Origin of the sequence: Bacteroides sp. An51A (assembly GCF_002161565.1) — a bacterium.
In the GTDB taxonomy this organism is placed as follows: Bacteria; Bacteroidota; Bacteroidia; order Bacteroidales; family Bacteroidaceae; genus Phocaeicola; species Phocaeicola intestinalis.
On the sequence record NZ_NFIC01000001.1, the window covers coordinates 849,036 to 874,430 of the forward strand.

The 25,395-nt window shown below is 46.4% G+C and carries 24 protein-coding genes; 17 read left to right on the forward strand and 7 right to left on the reverse strand.

What is annotated here, in order from left to right; translation table 11 throughout:
- Positions 1-59: 59 nt before the first annotated feature.
- From B5G04_RS03365 to B5G04_RS03375, 4 genes are read left to right on the forward strand one after another with little or no spacing between them, the layout of a single operon-like run.
- A complete protein-coding gene (locus tag B5G04_RS03365) occupies positions 60-1,364 on the forward strand; it encodes a DUF3667 domain-containing protein (protein WP_087250934.1) in 1,305 nt (434 codons plus the stop codon).
- 48 nt (positions 1,365-1,412) lie between these two features.
- Complete coding sequence (locus tag B5G04_RS03370; RefSeq protein WP_087213543.1) at positions 1,413-2,195, forward strand: Cof-type HAD-IIB family hydrolase; 783 nt, start codon at positions 1,413-1,415, stop codon at positions 2,193-2,195.
- 58 nt (positions 2,196-2,253) lie between these two features.
- Complete coding sequence (locus B5G04_RS19620; protein WP_158100028.1) at positions 2,254-2,439, forward strand: hypothetical protein; 186 nt, start codon at positions 2,254-2,256, stop codon at positions 2,437-2,439.
- On the forward strand, positions 2,436-2,630 hold the full coding sequence (locus tag B5G04_RS03375; protein WP_158100029.1) for a hypothetical protein: 195 nt from the start codon (positions 2,436-2,438) through the stop codon (positions 2,628-2,630). The genes B5G04_RS19620 and B5G04_RS03375 overlap by 4 nt, the downstream gene beginning before the upstream one ends.
- 74 nt (positions 2,631-2,704) lie before the next feature.
- Here the strand turns inward: B5G04_RS03375 and B5G04_RS03380 are convergent, their stop codons facing one another.
- Entirely contained in the window at positions 2,705-3,433 is a 729-nt protein-coding gene (locus tag B5G04_RS03380) for a methyltransferase domain-containing protein (RefSeq protein WP_087395743.1), read from the reverse strand.
- Between the two features lie 285 nt (positions 3,434-3,718).
- Here B5G04_RS03380 and argR point away from each other — a divergent pair, with 285 nt between their 5' ends.
- From argR to B5G04_RS03410, 6 genes are all read left to right on the forward strand, one after another.
- Positions 3,719-4,198, forward strand: coding sequence for an arginine repressor (gene argR / locus B5G04_RS03385; protein ID WP_022039047.1), 480 nt, complete (start codon positions 3,719-3,721; stop codon positions 4,196-4,198).
- Positions 4,199-4,215: 17 nt separating this feature from the next.
- A complete protein-coding gene (locus B5G04_RS03390; protein WP_087250929.1) occupies positions 4,216-4,782 on the forward strand; it encodes a GNAT family N-acetyltransferase in 567 nt (188 codons plus the stop codon).
- A 48-nt stretch (positions 4,783-4,830) separates the two neighbouring features.
- On the forward strand, positions 4,831-6,036 hold the full coding sequence (locus tag B5G04_RS03395) for an argininosuccinate synthase domain-containing protein (protein WP_013618751.1): 1,206 nt from the start codon (positions 4,831-4,833) through the stop codon (positions 6,034-6,036).
- A 16-nt stretch (positions 6,037-6,052) separates the two neighbouring features.
- On the forward strand, positions 6,053-6,247 hold the full coding sequence (locus B5G04_RS03400; RefSeq protein ID WP_022039049.1) for a PspC domain-containing protein: 195 nt from the start codon (positions 6,053-6,055) through the stop codon (positions 6,245-6,247).
- A gap of 2 nt (positions 6,248-6,249) precedes the next feature.
- Positions 6,250-7,218, forward strand: coding sequence for an N-acetyl-gamma-glutamyl-phosphate reductase (argC, locus tag B5G04_RS03405; RefSeq protein ID WP_087395745.1), 969 nt, complete (start codon positions 6,250-6,252; stop codon positions 7,216-7,218).
- Between the two features lie 109 nt (positions 7,219-7,327).
- Positions 7,328-8,461 carry an aminotransferase class III-fold pyridoxal phosphate-dependent enzyme gene (locus B5G04_RS03410; RefSeq protein ID WP_087395747.1) on the forward strand — a complete coding sequence of 378 codons (1,134 nt, stop codon included), beginning with the start codon at positions 7,328-7,330 and terminating at the stop codon, positions 8,459-8,461.
- A 1,134-nt stretch (positions 8,462-9,595) separates the two neighbouring features.
- Here B5G04_RS03410 and B5G04_RS03415 read toward each other — a convergent pair.
- Together B5G04_RS03415 and lgt are read right to left on the reverse strand one after the other, a co-directional pair.
- Positions 9,596-11,389 (reverse strand): AAA family ATPase, encoded by a 1,794-nt coding sequence (locus tag B5G04_RS03415; protein WP_087395854.1) that lies wholly within the window; start codon positions 11,387-11,389, stop codon positions 9,596-9,598.
- A gap of 567 nt (positions 11,390-11,956) precedes the next feature.
- Positions 11,957-12,787 (reverse strand): prolipoprotein diacylglyceryl transferase, encoded by an 831-nt coding sequence (lgt, locus tag B5G04_RS03425; protein WP_087395751.1) that lies wholly within the window; start codon positions 12,785-12,787, stop codon positions 11,957-11,959.
- Positions 12,788-12,945: 158 nt separating this feature from the next.
- Here lgt and B5G04_RS03430 point away from each other — a divergent pair, with 158 nt between their 5' ends.
- Positions 12,946-14,532, forward strand: a complete 1,587-nt coding sequence (locus B5G04_RS03430) for an ATP-binding protein (protein ID WP_087395753.1) — start codon at positions 12,946-12,948, stop codon at positions 14,530-14,532.
- Here the strand turns inward: B5G04_RS03430 and B5G04_RS03435 are convergent.
- Positions 14,529-15,458, reverse strand: coding sequence for an immunoglobulin-like domain-containing protein (locus tag B5G04_RS03435; protein WP_140406968.1), 930 nt, complete (start codon positions 15,456-15,458; stop codon positions 14,529-14,531). The genes B5G04_RS03430 and B5G04_RS03435 overlap by 4 nt on opposite strands.
- A gap of 111 nt (positions 15,459-15,569) precedes the next feature.
- Between B5G04_RS03435 and B5G04_RS03445 the strand changes: the two genes are divergently transcribed.
- A complete protein-coding gene (locus tag B5G04_RS03445) occupies positions 15,570-17,153 on the forward strand; it encodes an ATP-binding protein (protein WP_087395757.1) in 1,584 nt (527 codons plus the stop codon).
- An 85-nt stretch (positions 17,154-17,238) separates the two neighbouring features.
- Here the strand turns inward: B5G04_RS03445 and B5G04_RS03450 are convergent, their stop codons facing one another.
- Entirely contained in the window at positions 17,239-18,138 is a 900-nt protein-coding gene (locus tag B5G04_RS03450) for a diaminopimelate dehydrogenase (RefSeq protein WP_013618489.1), read from the reverse strand.
- 213 nt (positions 18,139-18,351) lie between these two features.
- Here B5G04_RS03450 and ruvA point away from each other — a divergent pair, with 213 nt between their 5' ends.
- The 4 genes from ruvA (at position 18,352) to B5G04_RS03470 (ending at position 21,576) form a co-directional block, all read left to right on the forward strand.
- Entirely contained in the window at positions 18,352-18,948 is a 597-nt protein-coding gene (gene ruvA / locus B5G04_RS03455) for a Holliday junction branch migration protein RuvA (RefSeq protein WP_087395856.1), read from the forward strand.
- 294 nt (positions 18,949-19,242) lie between these two features.
- Entirely contained in the window at positions 19,243-19,467 is a 225-nt protein-coding gene (locus tag B5G04_RS03460) for a hypothetical protein (RefSeq protein WP_158100030.1), read from the forward strand.
- Positions 19,468-19,726: 259 nt separating this feature from the next.
- Positions 19,727-20,647, forward strand: a complete 921-nt coding sequence (locus B5G04_RS03465) for a peptidoglycan DD-metalloendopeptidase family protein (RefSeq protein WP_087213194.1) — start codon at positions 19,727-19,729, stop codon at positions 20,645-20,647.
- A 230-nt stretch (positions 20,648-20,877) separates the two neighbouring features.
- A complete protein-coding gene (locus tag B5G04_RS03470) occupies positions 20,878-21,576 on the forward strand; it encodes a response regulator transcription factor (protein ID WP_087395761.1) in 699 nt (232 codons plus the stop codon).
- Positions 21,577-21,719: 143 nt separating this feature from the next.
- On the opposite strand, the gene B5G04_RS03475 is transcribed toward B5G04_RS03470, so the two are convergent.
- Positions 21,720-22,034 (reverse strand): DUF3836 domain-containing protein, encoded by a 315-nt coding sequence (locus B5G04_RS03475; RefSeq protein ID WP_087395763.1) that lies wholly within the window; start codon positions 22,032-22,034, stop codon positions 21,720-21,722.
- 164 nt (positions 22,035-22,198) lie between these two features.
- Between B5G04_RS03475 and B5G04_RS03480 the strand changes: the two genes are divergently transcribed.
- Entirely contained in the window at positions 22,199-23,536 is a 1,338-nt protein-coding gene (locus tag B5G04_RS03480) for a HAMP domain-containing sensor histidine kinase (RefSeq protein WP_087395765.1), read from the forward strand.
- Between the two features lie 529 nt (positions 23,537-24,065).
- On the opposite strand, the gene B5G04_RS03485 is transcribed toward B5G04_RS03480, so the two are convergent.
- The gene (locus B5G04_RS03485; protein ID WP_087395767.1) at positions 24,066-24,938 is read right to left on the reverse strand and encodes a type II CAAX endopeptidase family protein; all 873 of its coding nucleotides are present in this window, start codon (positions 24,936-24,938) and stop codon (positions 24,066-24,068) included.
- Between the last annotated feature and the right edge of the window lie 457 nt (positions 24,939-25,395).

A 25,395-nucleotide genomic window follows, 5' to 3' on the forward strand; every position in this document is an offset into this window, starting at 1 on the left:
TTAGTACAACCGGATACAAAATACAAAGGTTTTTATTAAGTTTGCAAACAAAAAACGTTATGAATCGAACTTCACGTACAAAAAAACCTATTCATATCAGACAAATCCTTTGGTTGCTCTTGCTACTGTTCTTCTGCTATTACGAGTTGTTTCCCCTGTCGGAAGCTGACACATTTTTCTTCCCGACCTTGTTTCTCCTCAGCTTGTGGTTCACCGCACAGCGCCGGCGCATACTCCCCCTTGCATGGCATAACGCACTTGCCTCTTTCCTGCATCCTCTCACGGTGCGCCTGCGTGTATTCCATATCTGGCAGATACGTGGCAATGTAGCTCCGCCACTGAACACTAAACCTTGCACGTGCAAGAATTGTGGCAATACGTTCACGGGCAACTACTGTCCGCGGTGCGGACAAAGCCGCAACACTCCGCGATATGTACTGAGAGGCATTGTGGGCAATATACTCCGAACCGTGTTCCGCGTAGACGGGAAGTTCGCCCATACCCTGCTGGAACTACTCTACCGTCCCGGACACATGATGCGCGACTTCATCCGTGGACGGCGCATAGGTTATACCCTCCCGCTGGCAATGGTATTCCTGATGACCGCCTTCTATACGCTCACCGCCCAGCTGATAATACCCGAAATACGGGAAAAGAAAGAAGAACAGACCGCAAAGAAAAACGATGTTCCACTCACAAAAGCAGAAACCCTGCAAGCTACCATCGACAAGCTGGAACTCGAAAAAGGACAGACAGACAATCCAGCCATGCAAAAGAGCCTTGAATTTTCCATCAGCGAAATAGAAAAGACACTAGCCGAAATACAACGCCAAGACTCCATTGCAGGCAAGCCCCAATCTAATGGCGACCTTGATGAAATATCGTCCTCCGTCTACACAAAAGTAGAAACATGGCTGGAAGATGTACCCTTTCTGGCGAATGTATGGAACCTGCTGAAACGATGGGGGCACGGCAACAAGGCTTTTCACATTCTTCTTACCCTGCCCTTGCTTGCCGTCGCCACCCGCTGGGCATTCTACCGGCGCAGGAAACCTGACATGTTCAACCTGATGGAACATATCCTCATACAGGCATACATCGCTACACAGATTTTGCTTATCAGTACCCTTGTAGTACCGTTCAATGGCACGGCACACGTAGACGACCTCTATGAAGTACCCTTCTGGTTCATCTTCCTCCTTTTCTGGTGGGACTATCACCAACTATACCTCTACACATGGTGGCGCAGCTTCTGGAAGACGGTCCTGATGTTCACTTACTGCCTGGTGATAGTGGTCATCCTCGCCATGACAGGTGTACTGTTGCTTTGCCTGATACAAGGAACCACCACGCTTCATTTGTAAATATGCAGGGAATTGTCTACTTTTGTACCCAGAAATACAAGTCAACTTATGGTCAAAGCAATCTTTTTCGACATAGACGGGACATTGGTATCATTTCATACCCATACAATTCCCGAATCTACCCGCCAAGCTCTTGCCGCTGTACGCGAAAAGGGAATCAAGGTATTCATCGCAACCGGACGCCCCAAAGTATTGATGCAGAAAGCAGTGGGCAATCTGCCTTTTGACGGCTACATCACCTTGAACGGTGCCTATTGCTTCACTTCCGACCACAAAGACATCTACAAAGGCAGCATTCCGGAAGATGACATCGAACGCCTCATCCTGTTCAATAAACAACATCCGGAACTCCCGTTCGTATTCGTCCACGACGATACATGGTTCATCACAGGGGTGAACGAGGCTGTACAGGAAGTAGCAGACCTGATAAAAATCGACATACCTCCCGTACAACCCATCGAATATGCACGAGGCAAGGAAATTCTGCAAATCATGGGCTACTTCAAGGCGGATGATGATAACAAAGTATTTTCGGGTATACTAAAACACTGCGAACCGATGCGCTGGTATCCCCTCTTTGCTGACATCATCGCCCGTGGAAACAGCAAAAGCCACGGCATCGACAAGGTCATCGCACACTATGGAATCGACCTGAAAGAAACCATGGCATTTGGCGACGGAGGCAATGACATTCCGATGCTACGCCACGTGGGCACAGGCATAGCCATGGGCAACGCTACTCTCGAAGTACAAAACGCGGCCGACTATGTAACCACTTCAGTAGATGAAGACGGTATTCTGAATGCGCTGAAACACTTCGGCGTGTTGTGATAAAACTCACCACAAATTACACAGATTTGATAAGAAGCTGTTTTGAATTTATCGTGCGATGATTTGGGATGAGTTTTTGAGGCATTTTCGCTTCTGTGATAAGGAAGATAGCGGGCTATCTGACGAAGAACAGGAGCGGAAAGGACCAAAAAATCGCCCAAAGCACACACGAAAACGGATACATCAAGCCAAGAAAAACTTTTTGGAGAAATTCAGAAGCTGTTTTGAATTTATCGTGCGATGATTTGGGATGAGTTTTTGAGGCATTTTCGCTTCTGTGATGAGGAAGATAGCGGGCTATCTGACGAAGAACAGGAGCGAAAAAGACCAAAAAATCGCCCAAAGCACACACGAAAACGGATACATCAAGCCAAGAAAAACTTTTTGGAGAAATTCAAAACAGCTTCTAAAATATTTTTGTGGATGGTTTTCTGAAATGAATATCCGCTTTTTGCCTCTACATGGGATGTTGCGGATATTCAAATTTTATAACCTGTGATGAAAAATCCTCAACGCAAGGACAGCCGCGCAAGGTAATCGTAATGCTCGCCCTCCATCACCTTTTCTACCCGAAAACCATACGGAGTGGCGTATGCCGATAGGGTATCAAAATCAATGTAAAGCCAGTCGAACGGTTCTCCCTTTACCTTGCCATACTGCATCTGGAAGTCTACTTCACCATAATAATCAGCAGCAAGGTCGACAAGATAACTCCCGTCTTCATCTTCGTACAGATAGCGAAGGTCAGTCGAATCCATCAGTACACATCCTTCCGGAGCCAAAAGTTGCTTAACCCTTGTGAGAAAAGCCGGCATATTTTTCAGTTTACCAATGATACCCGAGCCATTCATCAGCATCAGAATGGTATCGAACCGCCCTGTAAATCCCATATCAAACACATTTGTCAGATAAGCGTCTATTCCCCGCTTTTTCATCACTTCCACCGCCCAAGGCGAGATATCAATAGCCAGGCTTTCTTTCCCCATCTCCCGCAAAACAAGCGAATGGCATCCACTCCCTGCTCCCACATCCAATATCCGCCCGTATGCCAGCTGCAAAGCCTTCTGCTCTAACAAAGGCATCTGTTCCAAAGTGCGGAACAAATCCTTTACCGGCAATTCATCTTCATCAAATTGTGAGGAAAACACCCTTAACTTTCCAGCTTTCCCAGTTGTAAAATATTCGTAAATGGCCCGTCCCATCGGGTCCTTGTCTTCAGTCAACCTATGTCTTTTCATGATATGATTTCTAATAGTCAGGCAAACTTACACATTTTCTCCGGAAATCGGAACAGATTGTTTGACAAAATGTAAAAAACGGCTACTGGTGAAGCTGAAAGCAAAAAACGTTGCGGAATTTATCAACAAAGGGAAAGGACTATTTCAAGCAATGCCGGATACCGACAACAGGAAAAAGGTGTAAAAGTGGATAAATACAAGTTTTTAGAAAAAATATTCGCTCAAAATGAATATTGTTTCCATATTATCTGTATATTTGCACCCGATTGAAGAATAAATATGCAGATGAAAAGCAAGAACAGCAGACTCGATTCCATCAAGATGATTATCTCAAGCAAAGAGATAGGCAGTCAGGGAGAACTTTTGGCAGAACTGGAAAAAGAAGGTTTCCAACTTACACAAGCCACACTCTCGCGCGACCTGAAACAACTGAAAGTGGCAAAAGCAGCAAGCATGAACGGCAATTACGTATATGTGTTGCCCAACAACACCATGTACAAACGCATGACCGACCCGCAAAGCGCATCGGAAATGCTTCGTCATACAGGGTTCCTGTCTATTGAATTTTCCGGAAACATTGCCGTCATCAAGACACGCCCCGGATATGCCAGCAGCCTTGCCTACGACATAGACAACAACCATTTTCATGAAATCATCGGAACCATAGCAGGCGATGATACCATCATGCTGGTCATGCGGGAAGGATGCACCCGTACGGAATTGAAACAGGCACTTGCTCATGTGATAGCGAATATCAACTTATAAAGAATAATCATACAGAAATGGACGCAAAACAAATAGACGTTATGGTGGCAGATGCTTCGCACGAAGCATACGTAGACACAATTCTGGATACCATCCGGGAAGCTGCCAAAGTGCGGGGCACAGGCATTGCCGAACGTACGCACGAATATGTCGCAACCAAAATGAAAGAAGGCAAAGCCATCATTGCCCTTTGCGGGGATGAATTTGCAGGCTTTACTTACATCGAATCATGGGGAAACAAGGAGTATGTAGCCACTTCGGGCTTGATTGTCCACCCTAAATACCGCGGATGCGGACTTGCCAAACGAATCAAACACGCTTCGTTTACGTTGGCACGCCTGCGCTGGCCCAAAGCCAAGATATTCAGCCTGACCTCAGGGGCAGCTGTCATGAAAATGAACACCGAACTGGGATATGTACCGGTAACATTCAACGAACTGACCGATGACGAAGCGTTCTGGAAAGGATGCGAAGGATGCATCAACCACGAGATACTGATGGCAAAAAACCGCAAGTTCTGCATCTGCACGGCCATGTTATACGACCCGGCACTGCATACAGACGATGAACATACAAACTTCTGACAAATGAAGAATTAAGAATGAAGAATTACACATAATAAATATAGCCTTATGGAAGAAAAGAAAAAAGTTGTCGTTGCTTTCAGCGGCGGGCTGGATACTTCGTTCACCGTGATGTATCTGGCAAAAGAAAAAGGATATGAAGTATATGCCGCTTGTGCCAATACGGGCGGATTCAGTGCCGAACAATTGAAAAAGAATGAAGAGAATGCCTATAAATTAGGCGCGGTGAAATATGTCACCCTCGACGTAACACAAGAATACTACGCCAAGAGCCTGAAATACATGATATTCGGGAACGTGTTGCGTAACGGCACCTATCCTATTTCCGTAAGTTCGGAACGCATCTTCCAGGCACTTGCCATTGCCCGCTATGCCAACGAAATCGGTGCACATGCCATTGCGCACGGCTCTACCGGTGCGGGAAACGACCAAGTACGTTTCGACATGACGTTCCTGGTCATGGCTCCGGGAGTGGAAATCATCACCCTGACCCGCGATATGGCATTAAGCCGTGACTATGAAATCAATTACTTGAAAGAGCACGGTTTCGAAGCCGACTTCACCAAGCTGAAATACTCCTATAACGTAGGCATCTGGGGCACTTCCATCTGCGGAGGGGAAATCTTGGATTCGGCACAAGGACTGCCCGAAAGTGCATACCTGAAACAAGTCACCAAGGAAGGAAGCGAACTGCTGAAACTGGAATTCAAGAAAGGCGAGCTGTACGCTGTCAATGGGGAAGTGTTCGATGATAAAATCAAAGCCATCCAGCGTGTAGAAGAAATCGGAGCACCTTACGGTATCGGACGGGATATGCACGTAGGCGATACCATCATCGGCATCAAAGGGCGCGTAGGATTCGAAGCCGCAGCTCCGATGCTGATAATCGGTGCACACCGCTTCCTGGAAAAATACACGTTGAGCAAATGGCAGCAATACTGGAAAGACCAGGTGGCAAACTGGTACGGCATGTTCTTGCACGAAAGCCAATACCTGGAACCGGTGATGCGCGACATCGAAGCCATGCTGACCGAATCGCAACGCAACGTAAACGGTACGGCTATCCTTGAACTCCGCCCCTATTGCTTCTCTACCGTAGGCGTAGAATCAGAAGACGACTTGGTAAAGAACAAGCTGGGCGAATACGGGGAAATGCAGAAAGGCTGGACGGCAGAAGATGCCAAAGGCTTTATCAAAGTACTCTCCACTCCGCTGAGAGCCTATTACGCAAACCATAAAGACGAAATGATGTAACACTAAACCAACAACTATGGAAGGAAAGAAACTCAGACGTCCACGCAATAGCAGAATGATAGCCGGTGTATGCTCAGGCATAGCCCGTTTTTTCGATCTGGATCCGACACTGGTACGGCTTATCTATGCATTGCTGACCGTCTTTACCGCTTTTGCAGGTGTCATCATCTATTTATTAATGTGGATTATCGTTCCCGAAGACAATAACTGAGTATGATAAAAGCTGGAATTATAGGAGGAGCAGGATATACAGCAGGCGAACTGATTCGCCTGCTTATCAATCACCCTGATGTGGAGATTCATTTCATCAACAGTTCGAGCAATGCCGGAAATAAGATTACCGATGTACACGAAGGACTGTATGGCGAAACCGATTTGACCTTTACCGATGCACTGCCACTGGATGAAGTGGATGTGGTGTTTTTCTGTACGGCACATGGTGACACGCGCAAGTTTATGGAAAGCCACAACCTGCCCGAAGATTTGAAGATAATCGACCTGTCGATGGATTACCGCATTGCCGCTGAAGACCATGACTTCGTATACGGCCTTCCCGAACTGAACCGCCGCACCATCTGTCATAGCAAGCACATTGCCAATCCGGGATGTTTCGCCACCTGTATCCAGTTGGGGTTGTTGCCCTTGGCAAAACACTTGATGTTGAAAGGTGATATCATTGTAAACGCCATAACCGGAAGTACGGGAGCTGGAGTAAAACCGGGAGCGACTACGCATTTCAGTTGGCGGAACAACAACCTGAGCATTTACAAGCCGTTTACGCACCAGCACCTTCCGGAAATACGCCAGTCGCTGAAGCAATTGCAGAACAGCTTCGATGCAGATATTACGTTCATCCCTTACCGCGGCGACTTCGCCCGAGGCATTTTCGCCACTACAATCATAAAGACGAAGGTAGAATTGCCCGAAATCGTGAAGATGTATCAAGACTATTATGCCGAAGACTCGTTCGTGCATATCGTAGAAAAGAGCATCGACCTGAAGCAAGTGGTCAACACCAACAAGTGTCTGATTCACTTAGAAAAACACGAAGACAAACTCCTCATCGTGTCTTGCATCGACAACTTGCTGAAAGGCGCCAGCGGCCAGGCAGTACACAACATGAACCTGATGTTCAACCTGGAAGAAACGACAGGACTCAAGCTGAAGCCAAGTGCTTTTTAATAGCCCTATTCGTTTCATCAATAAAAACAGTAAAAAATAACTAGAAGAAGAATGAAGAAAACATCCACTGAATTCTTCATTCTTCATTCTTAATTCTTCATTATATAAAATGAAATTATTCGATGTATATCCTCTCTTTGACATTAACATTGTCAAGGGAAAAGCCTGCCACGTGTGGGATGACAAAGGACAAGAATACCTTGACCTGTACGGAGGGCACGCCGTTATCTCCATCGGGCATTCACACCCGCATTATGTGGAAATGATAAGCAAACAAGTTGCTATGCTGGGATTCTACTCCAACTCGGTCATTAACAAGCTGCAACAGGAAGTTGCCGACCGGTTGGGAGCGATGTGCGGCTATGACGATTACCAGCTGTTCTTAATCAATTCAGGAGCCGAAGCCAATGAAAATGCCCTGAAACTGGCGTCTTTCTATAACGGACGCACACGCATCGTTTCTTTCGGCAAAGCTTTCCACGGACGTACCTCGCTGGCGGTAGAAGTGACCGACAATCCGAAAATCATCGCTCCTGTTAACGCCAACCAACATGTTACCTACCTACCGCTGAATGATACAGAAGCCATGAAAGCCGAACTGGCAAAAGGCGATGTCTGCGCCGTTATCATTGAAGGTATTCAAGGGATAGGCGGCATCCGGATACCCGATACGGACTTTATGAAAGCTTTGCGCCAAACTTGCGACGCAAACAACACCGTACTGATTCTGGACGAAATCCAGTCGGGTTACGGACGAAGCGGCAAGTTCTTCGCTCACCAATACAGCGGCATCCGCCCCGATATCATTACTGTAGCCAAAGGAATCGGCAACGGTTTCCCCATGGGAGGCGTACTCATCAGTCCGAAATTCAAACCCGTTTACGGACAATTGGGCACGACTTTCGGCGGTAATCACCTGGCTTGTGCCGCAGCAATTGCCGTACTGGATGTCATAAAAGAAGAGAAGCTGATAGAAAATGCGGCAAAAATCGGCACACATTTATTAGAAGAACTGAAGTGTTTCAAGGGCATCAAGGAAGTGCGCGGATGTGGTCTGATGATAGGGCTGGAATTTGAAGAGCCTGTTAAAGAGCTGCGTACGAAACTGCTCTTCGAGCAAAAAGTCTTTACAGGTGTAAGCGGAACCAATGTCATCCGTCTGCTTCCTCCTCTCTGCCTCAGCATGAACGAAGCGGATGAGTTTCTCACCCGCTTGCAGAATGCGATGAAAACAATAGGGTAATAAATTTGCATAGTAGCACTCCCTGTCTAAGGGAATGAAGTGAAGTATCTTCAATGTTTACGAGATGCTTCACTTCGTTCAACATAACAAAATAGAAAAATAAAGTTGTTTTCAATGGTTCAAAGATACTAATTTGAAAGCAAATCACAACCCACCAGGGAGTGCCGATAACCACCGTCCAGTTGTTTTCAATGGTTCAAAGATACCAATTTAAGAGCAAAATCACAACAGGGAGGTGCGCGAGTGCGCGCCGAAACTATTGTTTCCAAGGGTTCAAAGCTACACTGATAGTATTTGCCATACCAGTCCTCGCATAATCCTAATAATCGGGTAGGAGGTAAATGCTAATCATAGAAAGGCATTTGCCTCCTACTTTCACATTTACCGACCTCCCACACCACCGTACAAGCGGTTCCGCATACGGCGGTTTCGCGCTTTCTCATCTCACGATGTGTGGCAAGTTGTTTTCAGCCATCCCTCGGACTAGCGTCACTCCTACTCTATTGTCGGATTCCGTCCTATCGTGGTGAGTAGGGAAGCTCCTTTCGGACATCTGACTACAAAAGAGTCTCAAGGGTAGCAGTCATTTACTATTGCACTGCGCGATTCGGTCCTTCCCCATAGACACACGTGTCTTAGGTACTATAACCTCTGCTGACTTCTCACGGCAAGCTTTACTCCGTCAGGGCACATCGAATGGGTACGTCTTCGCCATGCGTCCGTGAGACCTCCTCGGATAAGGGCATTGTCTTTCCATCTTATGCCTACTTCATTTACACCGACCGTTCCGAATAGCTATCGGGCTTTGGTTTGTGTAGAAACCTTACCCACGGTCAAATGCCTTGTATGAAGTTTCTGTTCGTTAGACCAGATGTTTGCCGCCGGCTTCCTTCAGATTCCACCTCGCGATGGACACCCTTGCCTTGGGCTATGTGATTCCCGCTATTAGGGCTCACTCGGGACTTACACCCGTTAGACAATGCTCATGCCGAGCGTACTGCCAGGACTGCAGTCCTACTACCAATAGGACTGCAGTTTCTACTCCTCAACACAGCAGTCCTAATTAAGGAGGACTGAAAACAGAGTTATATGGAACGTTTCAAACAGCCATATGCATCGGGGTAAGTACCCCAGTCAAGCAGTGAAGCCGATGCGCCTCGCCAATGCAACCTTCGGGGCGTTTTCATAAAGGAAGGCAGGTTCGGCTCCGGCGACATCCGTTTCCTCTATCCAGCGGAACAATTCGGAGGATTCGGTGGAAAGCGGCAACGCCATCACCCGTTTTGCCATGCACTTCAAGATGCCGTGCTCTACCAGATTGTGTACCCAGCGGCCGTTGCCGAAATGCTCATCCTTATGCAAGACGGCTTTTTCTATCAGCTTCGCCAAGCGGACGTCTGCCGCCTCGCTCAGTTCGAAGTTACGCTCCGCCAACAAGTGCCGCGCCATTTCCGTCAATTCGTCCGATGTGAAGTCATCAAAGTGAAGGCGGAGCGGGAAGCGGCTGTCCAGCCCCGGATTCAGGCGGAACAACGCCTGCATCTGCATTTCATAACCCGCCAGGATGACTATCAGGTCGGGATTCGGTTCGGAAAGAACGGTCATCAAAGCATGAATCACTTCCTTGCCGAAGTCGCGCGAATCGTCTTCGTGAACAAGTGTGTAAGCCTCGTCAATGAAAAGCACCCCGCCACGGGCCTCAGCTATCGCGGCACAGGTTTTTTGCTCGGTCTGACCGATGAACTCGCCTATCAGTTTCGCGCGGTTCGTCTCTACGGTATGCCCACGTGAGAGCAATCCCATTTCATGGTAAATTTCCCCTATCAGGCGGGCAACGGTGGTTTTCCCCGTACCCGGACTGCCCAAGAACAAGAAATGATTACGGTTCTCTGCCGAAACTTCCAGCCCTAATTCCTTGCGGCGCCGGGTGAACAAAGCCATCGCGCAAGCCTCGCACAGTTCGTCTTTCACCCGCGAAAGACCTACCATTTCTTCCAACCGCTGCAAGGCAGGTTTCCTTTCCTCGTCCTGTACTTCTGCCGCTTCCGGCATTTCCGTTTCGTCCGGAGAGAAGCCTTCAGGCTCCGTCTTCCTTTCGGTAAGAAGCGTTTCGGGCAGACGAAAACACGTGTCTTCATTCTCGAAGAGCGAGAAATAAGGGTAGTAATCAGCATTCAGCCATTCCATGGTCAGAGTGGATCCGTGAAAAACAAATACCGTATCCGGAGCGATATGGGCGCCTACCAGGTAACACACCCGCTCCAACAAGTGAAGGGAAAGCATATCATCATCCGCCCCGCTCACCTCGGTCAGCACGCATTCTTTCCCCCATTCCTCCTTAACGCAAGGAACCAATACCAACGAAGCGAACCGCTCCGCCCAATCGGCATCGCCCGTCACTTGAAGCGGAGGTACCGAAGCCCATGTCTTCGTTTCTATATTTTGCGTAAAGAGCCGGATTTGCTCCATGAAACGGACGATGAAATCCTCGTCAAGATGAAAGCCTTCCAAAACAGGCCACCACGACCGGAAAGCCAACCGCCCGGCAAAGAGCATTTCGGGCGAAGAAGGCTCCAGGCTTTCCAAACGGGCACTCGAATCAATGCCTTCGCCCGTGTAAAGAAACAATTCCGCTTTCCAGCTTGGAACGCCGTTGACATAAACAAAAGCCCGATACGTCCCGCCCGTCCAGGCATCGGATGAAGAGACTTCGAAATGCCACGTACGTATCGCCTTGCTTGAGGACGCCTGCCGGGCAGCGACACCCATCAGCCGGTAAGCGGAAGTATAAAGACGGACAGACAATTCACGCACGTCGCTCCGTCCTTTTGCAAGGATAATATCAACATTCAAACAATTTACAGCATATTCGGGAGCAGAAACCGCACTCCCTTCGGCGCGCCTCGCGCGAATCTGATGATTTTTCATATACAACAAAACAATGAAAGATTAAACATAAGAAAACAAAATTTGAATATCCGCAAACATCCCATGTAGGGGCGTATCGCATACGCCCGAATGCATCAACTAACCCATGCGGATGTCTTCGGGGCGTATGCAATACGCCCCTACAAGGCAATTGGGTGGAATGCGGATATTAAAAAGCCCTTCTTCCCCATCCGGAAAAAAGGCAAATACACACGAAGCCAAAGAACACAACAACCCCTGCCGCTCTCCAGCGGTTGCCGATTCCATCACGTATGAAAACGCCATGCCTTGCCAAGCAAAAACATTCGCCCGACAAAAGCACACGTCATCCTCGCCCTTCTACGAAGAAGCGCTATGTGATAAACCGATTGTGTTGTGTCTTTGCATTGTTTTGTTGTTTTATAAAAACTGTTTTTGAATTTATCGCACGCTAATTGGGGGGATGAATCCTAAGATTTTTCCAATTCTTTAACCAGAAAGATAGCGTGCTATCTTACTTTCATCATCCCACGCAAAGGTATGGAAAAAGTTTGGACTTACCAAGCCAGACACCTTTATTTTGTCTGTCTATTTCCAGTCTTCTTTCCGCTTCTTGCATGTAGCGATAAGAAAGATTCCCAATAAAATAAGTGGAATACTTAGCAACTGTCCGATATTGAGCGTCATGCCTATCTCTTCGGCTACCTGCGGATTCTTCATAAACTCCAGTCCGAAGCGCGCGCCGAAAAATATCAACAGAGATACGCCCGTTATCAGCCCTACGTATTTTTGCAACTGATATTTATGATACATCACCCACGAAACGACCAATGCCACGAAACAATAGAGCATCTCGTAAATCTGTGTGGGATGACAAGCTTGAGCCAGTCCATTTTGGTTATACAATTCCTGCCACTCGCGCGAACGGACAAACTCGAATCCCCAAGGCAGAGTAGTAGGATAACCGAATATCTCCGAATTCATCAGGTTGCCAAAGCGGATGCACATACATACCACGGCTACGGCAGGTATCATCCGGTCGAAAAGCCACCAAACGCTTTTCTTGGTTACTTTCTTGGAATACCACACCAATGCCAGTATCAGGAGGAACACGCCTCCATGGCTGGCAAGCCCGCCTTTCCATATCTTCAGAATTTCTGCCGGATTGGCACTGTAATAGTCCCACTCGTAGAACAGGCAATGTCCCAGCCGGGCACCGACCACACTGCTTACAATGCAATATACAAAGAGCTTGTCTGCCCAATTGTCGGGATATCCTTCTTTCTTGAACAGGCGCGATACAATCTCGTACGCCAAAATAAACCCCAATCCCCACATCAGTCCATACCAGCGGAGTTCAATCTGTCCCAAATGTACCAAAACAGGATCTACATCCCATACTATGCTTGCTAACGTCATCGTCTTTTCCTTTTATGTAATTACGGTTGCAAAGGAACAAAAAAGCATCTGTTCTTCGGGCAGAAGTTCTGTTAAATTTTGAAACTATCCCTATCTTTTTGCCGGACTGGCAAATTATCGTTATATTTGTACTTGCATATATTTAATAATGTAGTACGATGAAATTCCCGATAGGCATACAGAGCTTTGAGAAAATGATAACAGAAGGATACTGTTATGTAGACAAAACGGATTTACTCTACCAACTGGTAAAGGAAGGTGCGATTTATTTCCTCAGCCGTCCCCGCAGGTTTGGGAAAAGCCTGCTTGTGTCTACCCTGAAGAACTATTTCTTAGGTAAGAAAGAGCTGTTCAAAGGACTTGCCATCGAGAAGCTGGAAACGGAATGGAGGGAATATCCCGTATTCCATATCGACTTCAACGGAAGCAACTTTACCGTTCCGGGTACGTTGGAAGACATACTGGAAGGCACCATAAAAGGTTGGGAACGGGAATACGGAAAGAGCCAGGACTATACGGATATAGGGAAACGCTTTGCCTACGTCCTCAAACAGGCTCACGAACAATCGGGAAGACGTTGCGTGGTATTGATTGACGAATACGACAAGCCTATCCTGGACGTGCTTGATACGGGCATTAAGGGAGAACAGGAGGAAATGTTGCTGGAGGACCGGAACCGGGAAGTGCTGAAAGGATTCTATTCGGTATTCAAGGCTGCGGACGATGACCTGCAGTTCGTCTTGCTCACCGGAGTTACCAAGTTCTCGCAGGTAAGCGTGTTCAGCGGTTTCAACCAGCCTGCCGACATCAGCATGGACAGGCGGTACGAAGCCCTGTGCGGTATCACCCAGGAAGAACTGGAACACTACTTTGCCGGTCCGATAAGTGATATGGCAGACAGGGAAGGCATATCCAAGGAAGAGATGACCGGTCTGCTCAAACGCCAGTACGACGGATACCATTTCAGTGAAAAGATGACCGATGTCTACAATCCTTTCAGCCTGCTCAATGCTTTTGCTTCCGGCTCTATCCGTGATTACTGGTTCCGTAGCGGTACGCCTTCATACCTAATCCGCCTGCTTGCGCATACCGATGAGAACCTGGATGAACTGACCGGAAAATATTACGACCCGCAGGAGTTTGTCGACTACAAGGCAAACGTAGAAAAACCGTTGCCGATGATTTACCAGAGCGGATACCTTACCATTAAGGACTATAAACCACGCCGAGGCACATTCCTGCTCGACTTCCCCAACAATGAAGTGAAGAAAGGATTTGTATCTCTGGTGGCTTCCGACTATTTCAAGCCCCAACGGGAAAATGTAAATAGTTGGATACAAGACCTTATCGATGCGCTGGAGGAAGGTGATACAGACAAGCTGCATAAGCTGTTCACCTCCTTCCTTGCCGACATCCCTTACACCATGCGTCGCAAGCAGGACGAGAGGGAAAGGGAGCGTTATTTCCACTACACGTTCTACCTGATATTCCGTTTGGTCAGCGTCTATACGGTCTATACCGAAAAGGAACAGAGCGAAGGACGGGTGGACTGCATCGTAGAAACACCCGATTACGTCTATATCTTTGAGTTCAAGCTCGACGGTTCGGCAGATGAGGCATTACGCCAAATCGAAGAAAAAGGCTACGCACGCCCGTATGCTTCCGACAGGCGACTTATATATAAAATAGGTGCCAGCTTCTCCTCGCAGACCGGAACCATTGATGACTGGAAGATTCAAGGCTAATCTTCCAAACGGAACTCTGCCATTAACAGAATCTTTTCACGATTATCCCCAATAGTGATTTCTTTGAAATAACGGTAACGTCCGGGTTTGTTGGGATGCACATCGGGATAAAGGTGGGCAGTAAGCTTTTCCGTTTTGCCCGGACACAAGACATAGCCTATACTTATTACATTCGGATTTATAGGCAAATGATACCATTGCCCCTCCCGTTCATAAGCCAACGAGTAATCGGCTCCATAATGGATATTCGTACCACTTTCATTTGACAAGATAAAAGTTACGGTTTCCGATTGGACAGAAAAAGACGGAGAAGTGGTTTTCAAATGTACGCCTAATATCCCGCTTATACCTTCTTTCGTACAAGGTTCATCCATACGACCTCCACTAAATTGTAAAGCAGGCGAATCAATAATCTTCTTTCGGAACGCCTGCTGACTTTCGGGTGTATTTACTATCAGATTTATGGATAAATGATGCGCCCCTATACCATACCCTACCACATTGGCATTGACATCGGTATTCTCCGGTAAAGCCAAACGCTGACGGACCTTCCTTTGCAATACTATCAAATCTTTCTGCGAAAACAACGAATCACCTGTCAACTCCAAATGAAAAGCACTGCTTCCCGTTTTCTGTTCCAAAGTCTGACGTATAGCTACAGTATCGCCTTCTACCTGAAATACCAACATGCCGTTATCGTAATATACCCCCTTCAGGAACGGCGGACAATAAGGGTCGCTTGCCAAATCACCCGATATCCCATACACTTTATACAAACGGTAAAGCATATCCATTCCCGTAGCTTGTTTTTCCACAGGTGAGGATTTTACCACCAATGTATCCGAAGAATCGATTCCTCGCATTTGCCTGCCTCCGCACCCGGTCAAAACCAATAACACAAACCATATCAATGTATTTACTCTCATAGCCTATCCATAACTCCATGCCCCAATATACGAAAAATTCTGCATCCCTAATATATTTGGCAATATAAAATATTCTCACTATTTTTGTGCTATACCAATAAGCCATACGATATGAAATACCCGATAGGCATCCAGAGCTTTGCACAGATAAGAGAGGACAACTACACGTATGTAGACAAAACCGCCCTGATATACCAGCTGGTATCAACAGGGAAGATTTATTTCCTCAGCCGTCCGAGGCGGTTCGGGAAAAGCCTGCTTGTGTCTACCCTGAAGAACTATTTCTTAGGTAAGAAAGAGCTGTTCAAAGGACTTGCCATCGAGAAGCTGGAAACGGAATGGAGGGAATATCCCGTATTCCACATCGACTTCAACGGAAGCAACTTTACCGTTCCGGGTACATTGGAAGATATACTGGAAGGCACCATAAAAGGTTGGGAACGGGAATACGGAAAGAACCAGGACTATACGGATATAGGGAAACGCTTTGCCTACGTCCTCAAACAAGCCCATGAACAATCGGGTAGACGTTGTGTGGTGTTGATTGACGAATACGACAAGCCTATCTTGGACGTACTCGATACGGGCATTAAGGGAGAACAGGAGGAAACGCTGCTGGAGGACCGGAACCGGGAAGTGCTGAAAGGATTCTATTCGGTATTCAAGGCTGCGGATGATGACCTGCAGTTCGTCTTGCTTACGGGGGTTACCAAGTTCTCGCAGGTAAGCGTGTTCAGCGGTTTCAACCAGCCTGCAGACATCAGCATGGACATACGCTATGAAGCCTTGTGCGGTATCACTCAGGAAGAACTGGAACACTACTTTGCCGGTCCAATAAGTGATATGGCAGACAGGGAAGGCATATCCAAGGAAGAGATGACCGGTCTGCTCAAACGCCAGTACGATGGATATCATTTCAGCGAAAAGATGACCGATGTCTACAATCCTTTCAGCCTGCTCAATGCTTTTGCTTCCGGCTCTATCCGTGATTACTGGTTCCGTAGCGGTACGCCTTCATACCTAATCCGCCTGCTTGCGCATACCGATGAGAACCTGGATGAACTGACCGGAAAATATTACGACCCGCAGGAATTTGTCGACTATAAGGCAAATGTAGAAAAACCGTTGCCGATGATTTACCAGAGCGGATACCTCACCATCAAAGATTATGATCGCGATTTCGGGACATTCCTGCTCGATTTTCCCAACAACGAAGTCAAGAAAGGATTTGTGGCATTGATTGCTTCAGATTATTTGAAGCCCCGGCAAGAAATGGGCAGTTGGGTGCGTAATGTGGTCCTATCTTTGCGCAGGGGAGAATTGGAGAAATTAAACAAGCTATTCACCTCCTTCCTTGCCGACATTCCCTATACCATGCGTCGCAAGCAGGACGAGAGGGAAAGGGAGCGTTATTTCCACTATACGTTCTACCTGATATTCCGCCTGGTCAGCGTCTATACGGTCTATACCGAAAAGGAACAGAGCGAAGGACGGGTGGACTGCATCGTAGAGACACCCGATTACGTCTATATCTTCGAATTTAAGCTGAACGGAACGGCAGACGAAGCCTTAAAGCAGATAGAGGAAAAAGGCTACGCACGCCCGTATGCTTCCGACAGGCGACTTATATATAAAATAGGTGCCAGCTTCTCCTCGCAGACCGGAACCATTGACGACTGGAAGGTGCAAGGTTAATATCTTTGAAACAAGAAAGACGCAGAAGTATAATAATCCCTTTACACTTCTGCGTCTTTGTTATTTCAATGTGATTCCGTCCAGATTATACCAGATGTGCCACCCATTCATCACGGTCTCCCGGAAGGAGGTCTACCACCGGAATCTCAATCATTGTGTAGCATCCCGGTTGCTGACGCATCGAGGCGCGGGCTACGCATACCAGTACTTGGGCAGTCAGAGCCGGATTGTTGATTTTCATATCAAATTCGAACAATTGGTTATGAGTCTTGCCCGATACACCTTTGCGAACCAAGTTCACACCGTGGCCTACATCGTTCAGGTCGTCCACACAAGCGACTTGTTTCACGTGCGTTTCGTCATTCACGAAATACGGGTCAGCTTTGATAGCTGCTTCTACCTGCTTGAAGTCGGCACCCTCTTCCAGCTCTACATATACCATACGGCGATGAATACCCGTACCTACCGGAATAGTCATCGACAACGCATCTTTCACACCGGCAATCGCACGCACAGCTACAGAATGCCCCATGCTGCGGCCCGGACCGAAGTTGGTATAGGTAATGCCTTTCGGAGCAATGGCTTCCAGCAAGGTACGTACTACCGAGTCACTTCCCGGGTCCCAGCCTGCCGAAATAACCGATACGGTATTGTTTGCCTTAGCCACTTCGCCCAATGTACGGCGCAAGTCGCTGATTTGTGTATGGATATCAAAGCTGTCCACGGTGTTGATACCGAGTGCGAGGATTTCTTTGGCGTACTGCTCTACGCTGCGCGTCGGAGTGGCAAGAATGGCAACATCCACGTCTTTCAGTTCTTTGATGTCTTTCACCACTTCATAGTTTGCCAACTCGGCAGGCTTGTTTTCCGCCCCATGACGGCGCACGATACCTGCCACTTCGAAATCGGGAGCCGCTTCCAGCGCTTCCAGCGTAAATTTTCCGATATTACCGTAACCCACTACGGCTGCTCTAATTTTCTTCATCGTGTTTGATGTTTTAAAATGAATCTTCAATTGAACTAATCTGTGTAATCTGTGGTGTGTCACTCACCGACTTTTACGCCACAAAGATAGAAAAACGAAACGATTCGTGACATACCGGAAAGAAGCGATTTTGAAAATATTATCACAAAACTTATGATTTATAACTTTCTTATGCCTATTTTTGCATCGAAATTAGAAATTGCAGCAAAAAAGATGATTGAATATATCAAAGGAGAACTTACCGAACTGACTCCCGCCATGGCAATAGTAGAATGCCACGGTGTAGGCTATGGCATCAATGTTTCACTCAACACCTTTTCCGCCATTCAAGGGAAGCAGGAAGTCAAACTCTTCATCTACGAGGCAATCCGCGAAGACGCCCATGTGCTCTACGGCTTCGCCACCAAGCAGGAGCGCGAGCTTTTCCTTTTGCTCATCACCGTTTCGGGCATCGGAGGCAACACTGCACGGATGATTCTCTCCGCTCTTTCGCCCAATGAATTGTGCAACGTCATCAGCAGCGGAAACGACAAATTACTGAAAACCGTAAAAGGTATCGGGCTGAAAACAGCGCAACGCATCATTGTCGAACTGAAAGACAAGATAGCCTCCACAGGTATTACCGAGGCGGAGACCGTATCATCCATATCTGCATCTGTCAACACCGAAATCTACGAAGAAGCCGTAGCCGCCTTGATTATGTTAGGTTTCGCACAGGCTCCTACGCACAAAGCCGTGGCTAGTATCCTGAAAGCCGATCCCGATGCTACTGTAGAACAAGTCATCAAGCTGGCACTAAAGATGTTGTAAGATAATTCCAGCAAACATCTTTGCCCGATAGCTTGTAAATAAGTATACCGGTCTATCATCTTCATCTGCCAATGAAAGCGGATGAAACTCCTTGATAAAGCCAGCAGATTCATCGCTTTATGCTGATACGGATTGCCAGATTTATCTTTAATGATCAGATAGCCCGCTATCTTCCTTATAGTAGAGATGCTAAATTTTGCGTCTCTACAAAAACATCCCCAATCAGCACACGATAAACCCAGACAGGCTCTAATCTTTATATTGATTTAGAAGCTGTTTTGAATTTATTGTGCGATGATTTGGGATGAGTTTTTGAGGCATTTCCGCTTCTGTGATGAGGAAGATAGCGGGCTATCTGACGAAGAACAGGAGCGAAAAGGACCAAAAAATCGCCCAAAGCACACACGAAAACGGATACATCAAGCCAAGAAAAACTTTTTGGAGAAATTCAAAACAGCTTCTATTTCTTACATGCTTTCCGTCTCATTCACGCCTTTCCCTAGAAAATTATCCGAATAAGCATAAAATACATGTTGTGAAACATAAATAGATCAATAAGGTTTATTTGTGGCATAAAAATACATAAAAAATAGTTAACTGCTAACTCTACATTGCAGAAAAAAAGCTATATTTGGAACGCTTTTTGAACAAAAGCAAGCATCCGTATGTTTACACGATGCTCGAATTAGCTGATTAATTAACCATAAATGATATTCTGGCCTTAGTCGGAAAAAGAGAAATCCGGCTGATGAATACAAGCAAAGAAGAAAGGCATATAATGATTTTAAAATGTATTAGAACAGTAGCGGTAGCTGCGTTGGCGCTGGTGAGCGTAAACGTATCGGGGCAGGACTTGCTGGCACGCCAGGCACCTATCGACAGAAAGCTGAAAGCTGTAGACTCGTTGGCGCTGATTCGCCAAATCAAGGCTGAACAAGCCGTTTATCCTGCCTATAATCTGTATCCGAACTGGCAGAACGACCGTGTACATGCTTATGGCAATACGGTACAAGTCCCAGATACATTCCGAATTGATTTAACCGGTTTCTGCATGCCCACTACGCATACGAAGATTACCTCAAAGTGCGGTCCGCGCTGGCGTCGTATGCATAATGGGTTAGATATTAAAGTATATATCGGTGATACCATTCGGGCGGCTTTCGACGGGAAAGTACGTATGGTGAAGTATGAGCGTCGCGGTTATGGCAAGTATGTGGTTATTCGTCACGACAACGGGTTGGAGACCATTTACGGTCATCTTTCCAAACAACTGGTGAAAGAAGACGAATACGTAAAGGCTGGCGATGTGATAGGTCTGGGAGGCAATACCGGACGTTCTACAGGTTCGCACCTGCATTTCGAAACCCGTTTCTTGGGCGAGGTGATTAATCCTGAATTTATGTTTGATTTTCCGAAACAGGATATTGTGGCAGACAGTTACCTGTTTATCCGTAACGCAAACCGTTATCCGTACCAGCGTACACGTGCATTGGCAAACTTGAAGAGCGGGAAGAAAATCGAGAACGCGGAATCTTCACCTGCAGAAGGTGGTGCTATCCGTTATCATAAGATACGCAAGGGAGATACCTTGGGACGTATATCTCGGATTTACCACGTATCTATCGACCGTCTGTGTAAGATGAACGGCATTAAGCGTACCACAACCTTGCGCATCGGTCAGGTATTGCGTTGCTCATAAACAATAGCATTTTATCATTTCGGTAAGAAAAAATAACCGGGCAGGAGGAAAACGAAATCGTTTTCTTCCTGCTTTTGTTTTCCTGCCTCATTACACTACTGTACGTGCCGTTCGGCATACCTGTTCCCCTGCTTTTTTGAGTGACGAAGACTGGAAAAAGGAGCATATTCTCTTTTTATTTGACAGGATAATCGTTATCTTTACCGCCAGATTGAACGAAAACAAGGATTATGATTAAACTTTTGTTGGTAGAAGACGATCCCAACCTGTGCTACATCGTACAGAGCGGACTGCAGGAACTGATAGGCGGATACGATGTGTGTACCGCTGCCAATGGAAAAGAGGGACTGGAAGCCTGGGAACAGCACAGACCCGACATCATTATCAGTGATATTGATATGCCTGAAATGGACGGATTCGAAATGGTAAAACGCATCCGGGAGACCGATGGTGATACCCCTATCCTTTTTGCTTCGGCTCTGACTTCTCCTAAAGACGTACGGAGAGGATATGGGTTCGGGGTAAACAATTATGTAAAAAAGCCCTATGTACCCGATGAACTGGACGCCCATATTCATGCCATCCTAAAGATGAAGAGCGGAGAGAAAAGCCGTTCGGAAAACGGTTGCCTCAAAATAGGGCACTATACGCTGGAACCCGCCCATGCCACTTTACGCAATGATACAAACGGAAAGCTTCAAGTGCTGACCCAACGGGAAGCTCAGATATTGCAGCTGCTTGCCGAGAACAAGAACGAAGTGGTGCGCCGCGAAGCTATTCTGAGCCGTTTTTGGAATACGGAAGACGATTTCTTTGCCTCGCGCAGTCTGGATGTGTTTATCAACAAGCTTCGCAGACATTTCGAATCTGATGCAGATATCGAAATAAAAACCGTGCGGGGCATCGGGCTGATGCTGGTAACGGGATAAGAGCTTTTTCACCACAGATTACACAGATTAAGTTACAATTAAGAGCGAATCATAAATAACCCAAAGTTGTGCTTGTCGTTATTAACTATTAATTGTTCACTATTAATTATTTTCAATCCGTATAATCTGTGGTGAACAAGCCATTACCGTTCGTAATCGGTAAAGCGGATGCCTTCGGCAGCATAATCATAGCTACGGGAGAGTTTCCAGCTTTGGCTTGCCGCGTTCCAACGGTAGATGTCTTTGCTCTGCAGTTCGCCTTTATCCGAATAAACCATTTCGCTACGCACCGATTTCACGTAACCCATATCGGTCTTTGCGCATACCTCGCGCACCGTCACACGCTTGCCCGCCAACTCATCGTTGAACAACTTCTCCGGAGTCTGTGCGCTCATCACTGTTGCTACACTTACCAATACCATTACACTCGCTGCTTTTTTCAAATTCATTGTTTTCATAATACGTTCTATTTTAATGTGATACTTTTGTTTTATTTTGATATGACAAAGGTAAGCGTTCCGTCTTTCCTTTTAGGTTATCGGTATGTTATCTTTAGGTTAACGGGGATTTTTTCGCGGATAATCGTATCTTTGCCTGCAGAAAACAAAATACATTACACGCTATGGACAAGAAAAAGATAAAAGAGTTTTTCGCCGATAAAAAGAACCGGCGATTCGCAGGATTAAGCGCATTGACTTTCTTAGGGCTTATCGGGGCATTGGCTTTGCAAGCGGTGTGGCTCATCAATACATACCAGTTGATACAAGCTAATATCCGCAAAGAAAGCTATGAAACGATTGAAAAAGCCCTGGAAGAAGAAGGGAACATGAGATTCGGACAAACCCCTAAAGGTACAAAAATCATGAGCGGCCCAACCAATGATACCATTCCACCAATGACCTATTTTTACCAACGCCTGAACGATATGGGGTATCCAATGTCGTTGCATAACTTAGATTCAATCACAAACGAACTGCTGGTAAATAAAGATTTAGGGAACAGATATTACATCTATCTTATTAACCTGCAAACAGGAGAAAGGCTGGACAGCATCGGGACACATCAAGAAATGTCGTGGCTAAGCATAAAACCTAAATATTTTCCGATACGTTCCGACTATACCCAAGTCATTCAACTCATACTGACCAATCCTTTTCAGACTTTTCTCGAACGCATGGGACTGCTCATTTTAGCCACCATCATTATTTTAATATTGGTGGTAAGCAGTATCATCTACCAAATCCGTATCATCGCACGGATGAACAAGATTTTCCAAATACGCGAAGACTTTACCTATGCCATGATACACGATATGAAGACTCCGCTTAGCTCCATTTTCACCGCACTCTATTTCCTGCATAGCGGAAGGCTGGACAACAAACCCGAGACAAAAGAGAAATATTACACCATAGCCGAAAACGAAGTGGACCACCTGCTGACCCTTACCAACAGGGTGCTCACCCTGTCGAAGCTGGAAAGCCACAAGCTGGAAATGAACCGGGAAGACGTACAGCTGGAACCGATAGTAGAAAACCTGACCGTGAAGTTTACCGCCAAGGCGCAAAAGCCTGTCCGCTTCACCGCCGACTTGAAGGCTCCGATGGTATATGCCGACAAAGAATACCTGGAAGAGGTATTGAGCAACCTGATGGACAACGCCATCAAGTATTCGAAACCCGAAGGAGTGGACATCCGTATCCGTTCGGAACTGAACGAGAAATACACCGTCGTCAAGGTACATGATAACGGCTTGGGCATTTCGGAAGCTGACCAGCGCACTATCTTCAACAAGTATGAACGTGCCGCAGCCGGACGAAAGAAGAACAAGAACAGGCCTTCCGGCTTCGGCTTAGGGTTGAACTTCGTGCAACAAGTGATGAATGCCCACGAAGGAAAGGTATTCGTCACCAGCATCGAAGGAGAGTTCACCGAGTTCGCCTTGTTTTTTCCAAAAGAATGAATGTGTTCATTCCATCACAACCGTAGGGGCGGGGTCTGCCCGCCCAAAAACACCAGCAACTGCATCGGTTGATACATTCGGGCGGGCAAACCCCGCCCCTACATAAGCTTTTTGCGAAATTCATGTCCGGATAAATAAAGAACAGATAGGAGAGGAAACAGGTATCCGGAGTTCAGCCAATAAAACCGATGCCTAAAGTAATATATACTGCAACCGCTAACAAATATATATTCATCGGCGGTTGCAGTATATATTCATTGGCAGATGAATATATTACTTTTCGAGGGCAATTATATAGCCGGATTACGGGTTATATTTTATAATCAATCAGAAATGAAATGCGACACTCTTCGTTCTTTGCCTTCTCAAAATAAAATGCCGAATGCTGTATTTACCCAATCGACTTGTAGGGGCGTATCGCATACGCCCGAATACGCCAACTTATCCACGTGGCTGTTTCTGGGGCGTATGCGATACGCCCCTACATAGGATATTTGTAGAAATTCAAAACAATTTCTTCTAAATATCCTTACTTAAAAACCTTTATCAAAAGTCCGATAAAGACTATCTCCAGCACGATACAGACAAGGGAACCTTCGAAACCGAACAGACCTCCGTTGATAAGGTTCGGATGAATCATGTTTTGGGTGATGAGTGAAGAAAACATATCCGTCCCGCTAACCTTGAAACCGAACACCGGCCCTTGAATCCAGTTCCAGGCACAATGGGCGATAACGGGAAACCACAGGTTCTTGGTAAACAGATACATGCAACCGAATGTGATGCCACTCAGGAAAAGCTCGACAAGCGCAACCGGACTGATACCGGAATTTGCCAGATGCAGGGCAGAGAATACGGCGGAAGAGATAATCAGGCTTACCCACACATTCATCCGTGTGCGGCACAAGCGGGTCAGCAGATATCCTCTAATTAATACTTCTTCGCTAAAAGCTCCGATAAAGAATACAAGCAGGCTGAGCGACAAGTCTTTCCAATGCCATTGCACGGAAGCAACGGATACCGAACCGCTCAACCAGCAAATGCCGAAACCGATAACAAACAAAGCGAATGTCCAGCCGATACCTATCTGCAGGTACTTGCCCCAAGTGCCGGAAGCAGACATTCCCAGTTCGCGGAACGGACGGCGGTCTATCAGGCAATGCAAAAGCAATATTGCCAGAAATGTCGCTCCAGCCTGCAATCCCATATACAGCAGGTGATACTCGCCCGTATGCCGGAAAGCCTCATCGGATAAAGCCAAAGCGAGAATATCCGCACCTCCGGCGGCTATAAAGAAAAAGACCGCAATCAGCAGAAGGTCCGCCCAAAGCGGCATTTTGTTTTTCCGTTTCTTTTCTTCCTCAAAAGTGTCCTCAAACAGAGTTCCTAAATTTGTTTTCATACGTCTATCCATTTTTATTGTTTACTGGTGCAAAAATAAGTATCTGTTCTCATCCCATAGGTTATCGGTATGTTATCTTTAGGTTAACGGGGATTTTTTCGCGGATAATCGTATCTTTGCCCACAGAAAACAAGATACATAACACGCTATGGACAAGAAAAAGATAAAAGAGTTTTTCGCCGATAAAAAGAACCGGCGATTCGCAGGCCTAAGCGCATTGACTTTCTTAGGACTTATCGGGGCATTGGCTTTGCAGGCGGTGTGGCTATATAATGTATACACCTTAATTAGAAATGACATCCAAAAAGAATGTACGTCCATTTTAGATACAGCACTATATGAAGAAGCTAATTTAATATCTAAAAAAGTTCCAGAAGGTACTATAATCGGAGGAGGAGCTCCAAATGATTCTTTACCTATAAACACCTATATCTATGAAGGAATTAATAAATTAGGT

Coding starts and splice junctions, on each gene's coding strand:
- B5G04_RS03365 (WP_087250934.1), top strand. CDS start 60: ATGAATCGAACTTCACGTACAAAAAAACCTATTCATATCAGACAAATC.
- B5G04_RS03370 (WP_087213543.1), top strand. CDS start 1,413: ATGGTCAAAGCAATCTTTTTCGACATAGACGGGACATTGGTATCATTT.
- B5G04_RS19620 (WP_158100028.1), top strand. CDS start 2,254: ATGATTTGGGATGAGTTTTTGAGGCATTTTCGCTTCTGTGATAAGGAA.
- B5G04_RS03375 (WP_158100029.1), top strand. CDS start 2,436: ATGATTTGGGATGAGTTTTTGAGGCATTTTCGCTTCTGTGATGAGGAA.
- B5G04_RS03380 (WP_087395743.1), bottom strand. CDS start 3,433: ATGAAAAGACATAGGTTGACTGAAGACAAGGACCCGATGGGACGGGCC.
- argR (WP_022039047.1), top strand. CDS start 3,719: ATGAAAAGCAAGAACAGCAGACTCGATTCCATCAAGATGATTATCTCA.
- B5G04_RS03390 (WP_087250929.1), top strand. CDS start 4,216: ATGGACGCAAAACAAATAGACGTTATGGTGGCAGATGCTTCGCACGAA.
- B5G04_RS03395 (WP_013618751.1), top strand. CDS start 4,831: ATGGAAGAAAAGAAAAAAGTTGTCGTTGCTTTCAGCGGCGGGCTGGAT.
- B5G04_RS03400 (WP_022039049.1), top strand. CDS start 6,053: ATGGAAGGAAAGAAACTCAGACGTCCACGCAATAGCAGAATGATAGCC.
- argC (WP_087395745.1), top strand. CDS start 6,250: ATGATAAAAGCTGGAATTATAGGAGGAGCAGGATATACAGCAGGCGAA.
- B5G04_RS03410 (WP_087395747.1), top strand. CDS start 7,328: ATGAAATTATTCGATGTATATCCTCTCTTTGACATTAACATTGTCAAG.
- B5G04_RS03415 (WP_087395854.1), bottom strand. CDS start 11,389: ATGAAAAATCATCAGATTCGCGCGAGGCGCGCCGAAGGGAGTGCGGTT.
- lgt (WP_087395751.1), bottom strand. CDS start 12,787: ATGACGTTAGCAAGCATAGTATGGGATGTAGATCCTGTTTTGGTACAT.
- B5G04_RS03430 (WP_087395753.1), top strand. CDS start 12,946: ATGAAATTCCCGATAGGCATACAGAGCTTTGAGAAAATGATAACAGAA.
- B5G04_RS03435 (WP_140406968.1), bottom strand. CDS start 15,458: ATGAGAGTAAATACATTGATATGGTTTGTGTTATTGGTTTTGACCGGG.
- B5G04_RS03445 (WP_087395757.1), top strand. CDS start 15,570: ATGAAATACCCGATAGGCATCCAGAGCTTTGCACAGATAAGAGAGGAC.
- B5G04_RS03450 (WP_013618489.1), bottom strand. CDS start 18,138: ATGAAGAAAATTAGAGCAGCCGTAGTGGGTTACGGTAATATCGGAAAA.
- ruvA (WP_087395856.1), top strand. CDS start 18,352: ATGATTGAATATATCAAAGGAGAACTTACCGAACTGACTCCCGCCATG.
- B5G04_RS03460 (WP_158100030.1), top strand. CDS start 19,243: ATGATTTGGGATGAGTTTTTGAGGCATTTCCGCTTCTGTGATGAGGAA.
- B5G04_RS03465 (WP_087213194.1), top strand. CDS start 19,727: ATGATTTTAAAATGTATTAGAACAGTAGCGGTAGCTGCGTTGGCGCTG.
- B5G04_RS03470 (WP_087395761.1), top strand. CDS start 20,878: ATGATTAAACTTTTGTTGGTAGAAGACGATCCCAACCTGTGCTACATC.
- B5G04_RS03475 (WP_087395763.1), bottom strand. CDS start 22,034: ATGAAAACAATGAATTTGAAAAAAGCAGCGAGTGTAATGGTATTGGTA.
- B5G04_RS03480 (WP_087395765.1), top strand. CDS start 22,199: ATGGACAAGAAAAAGATAAAAGAGTTTTTCGCCGATAAAAAGAACCGG.
- B5G04_RS03485 (WP_087395767.1), bottom strand. CDS start 24,938: ATGAAAACAAATTTAGGAACTCTGTTTGAGGACACTTTTGAGGAAGAA.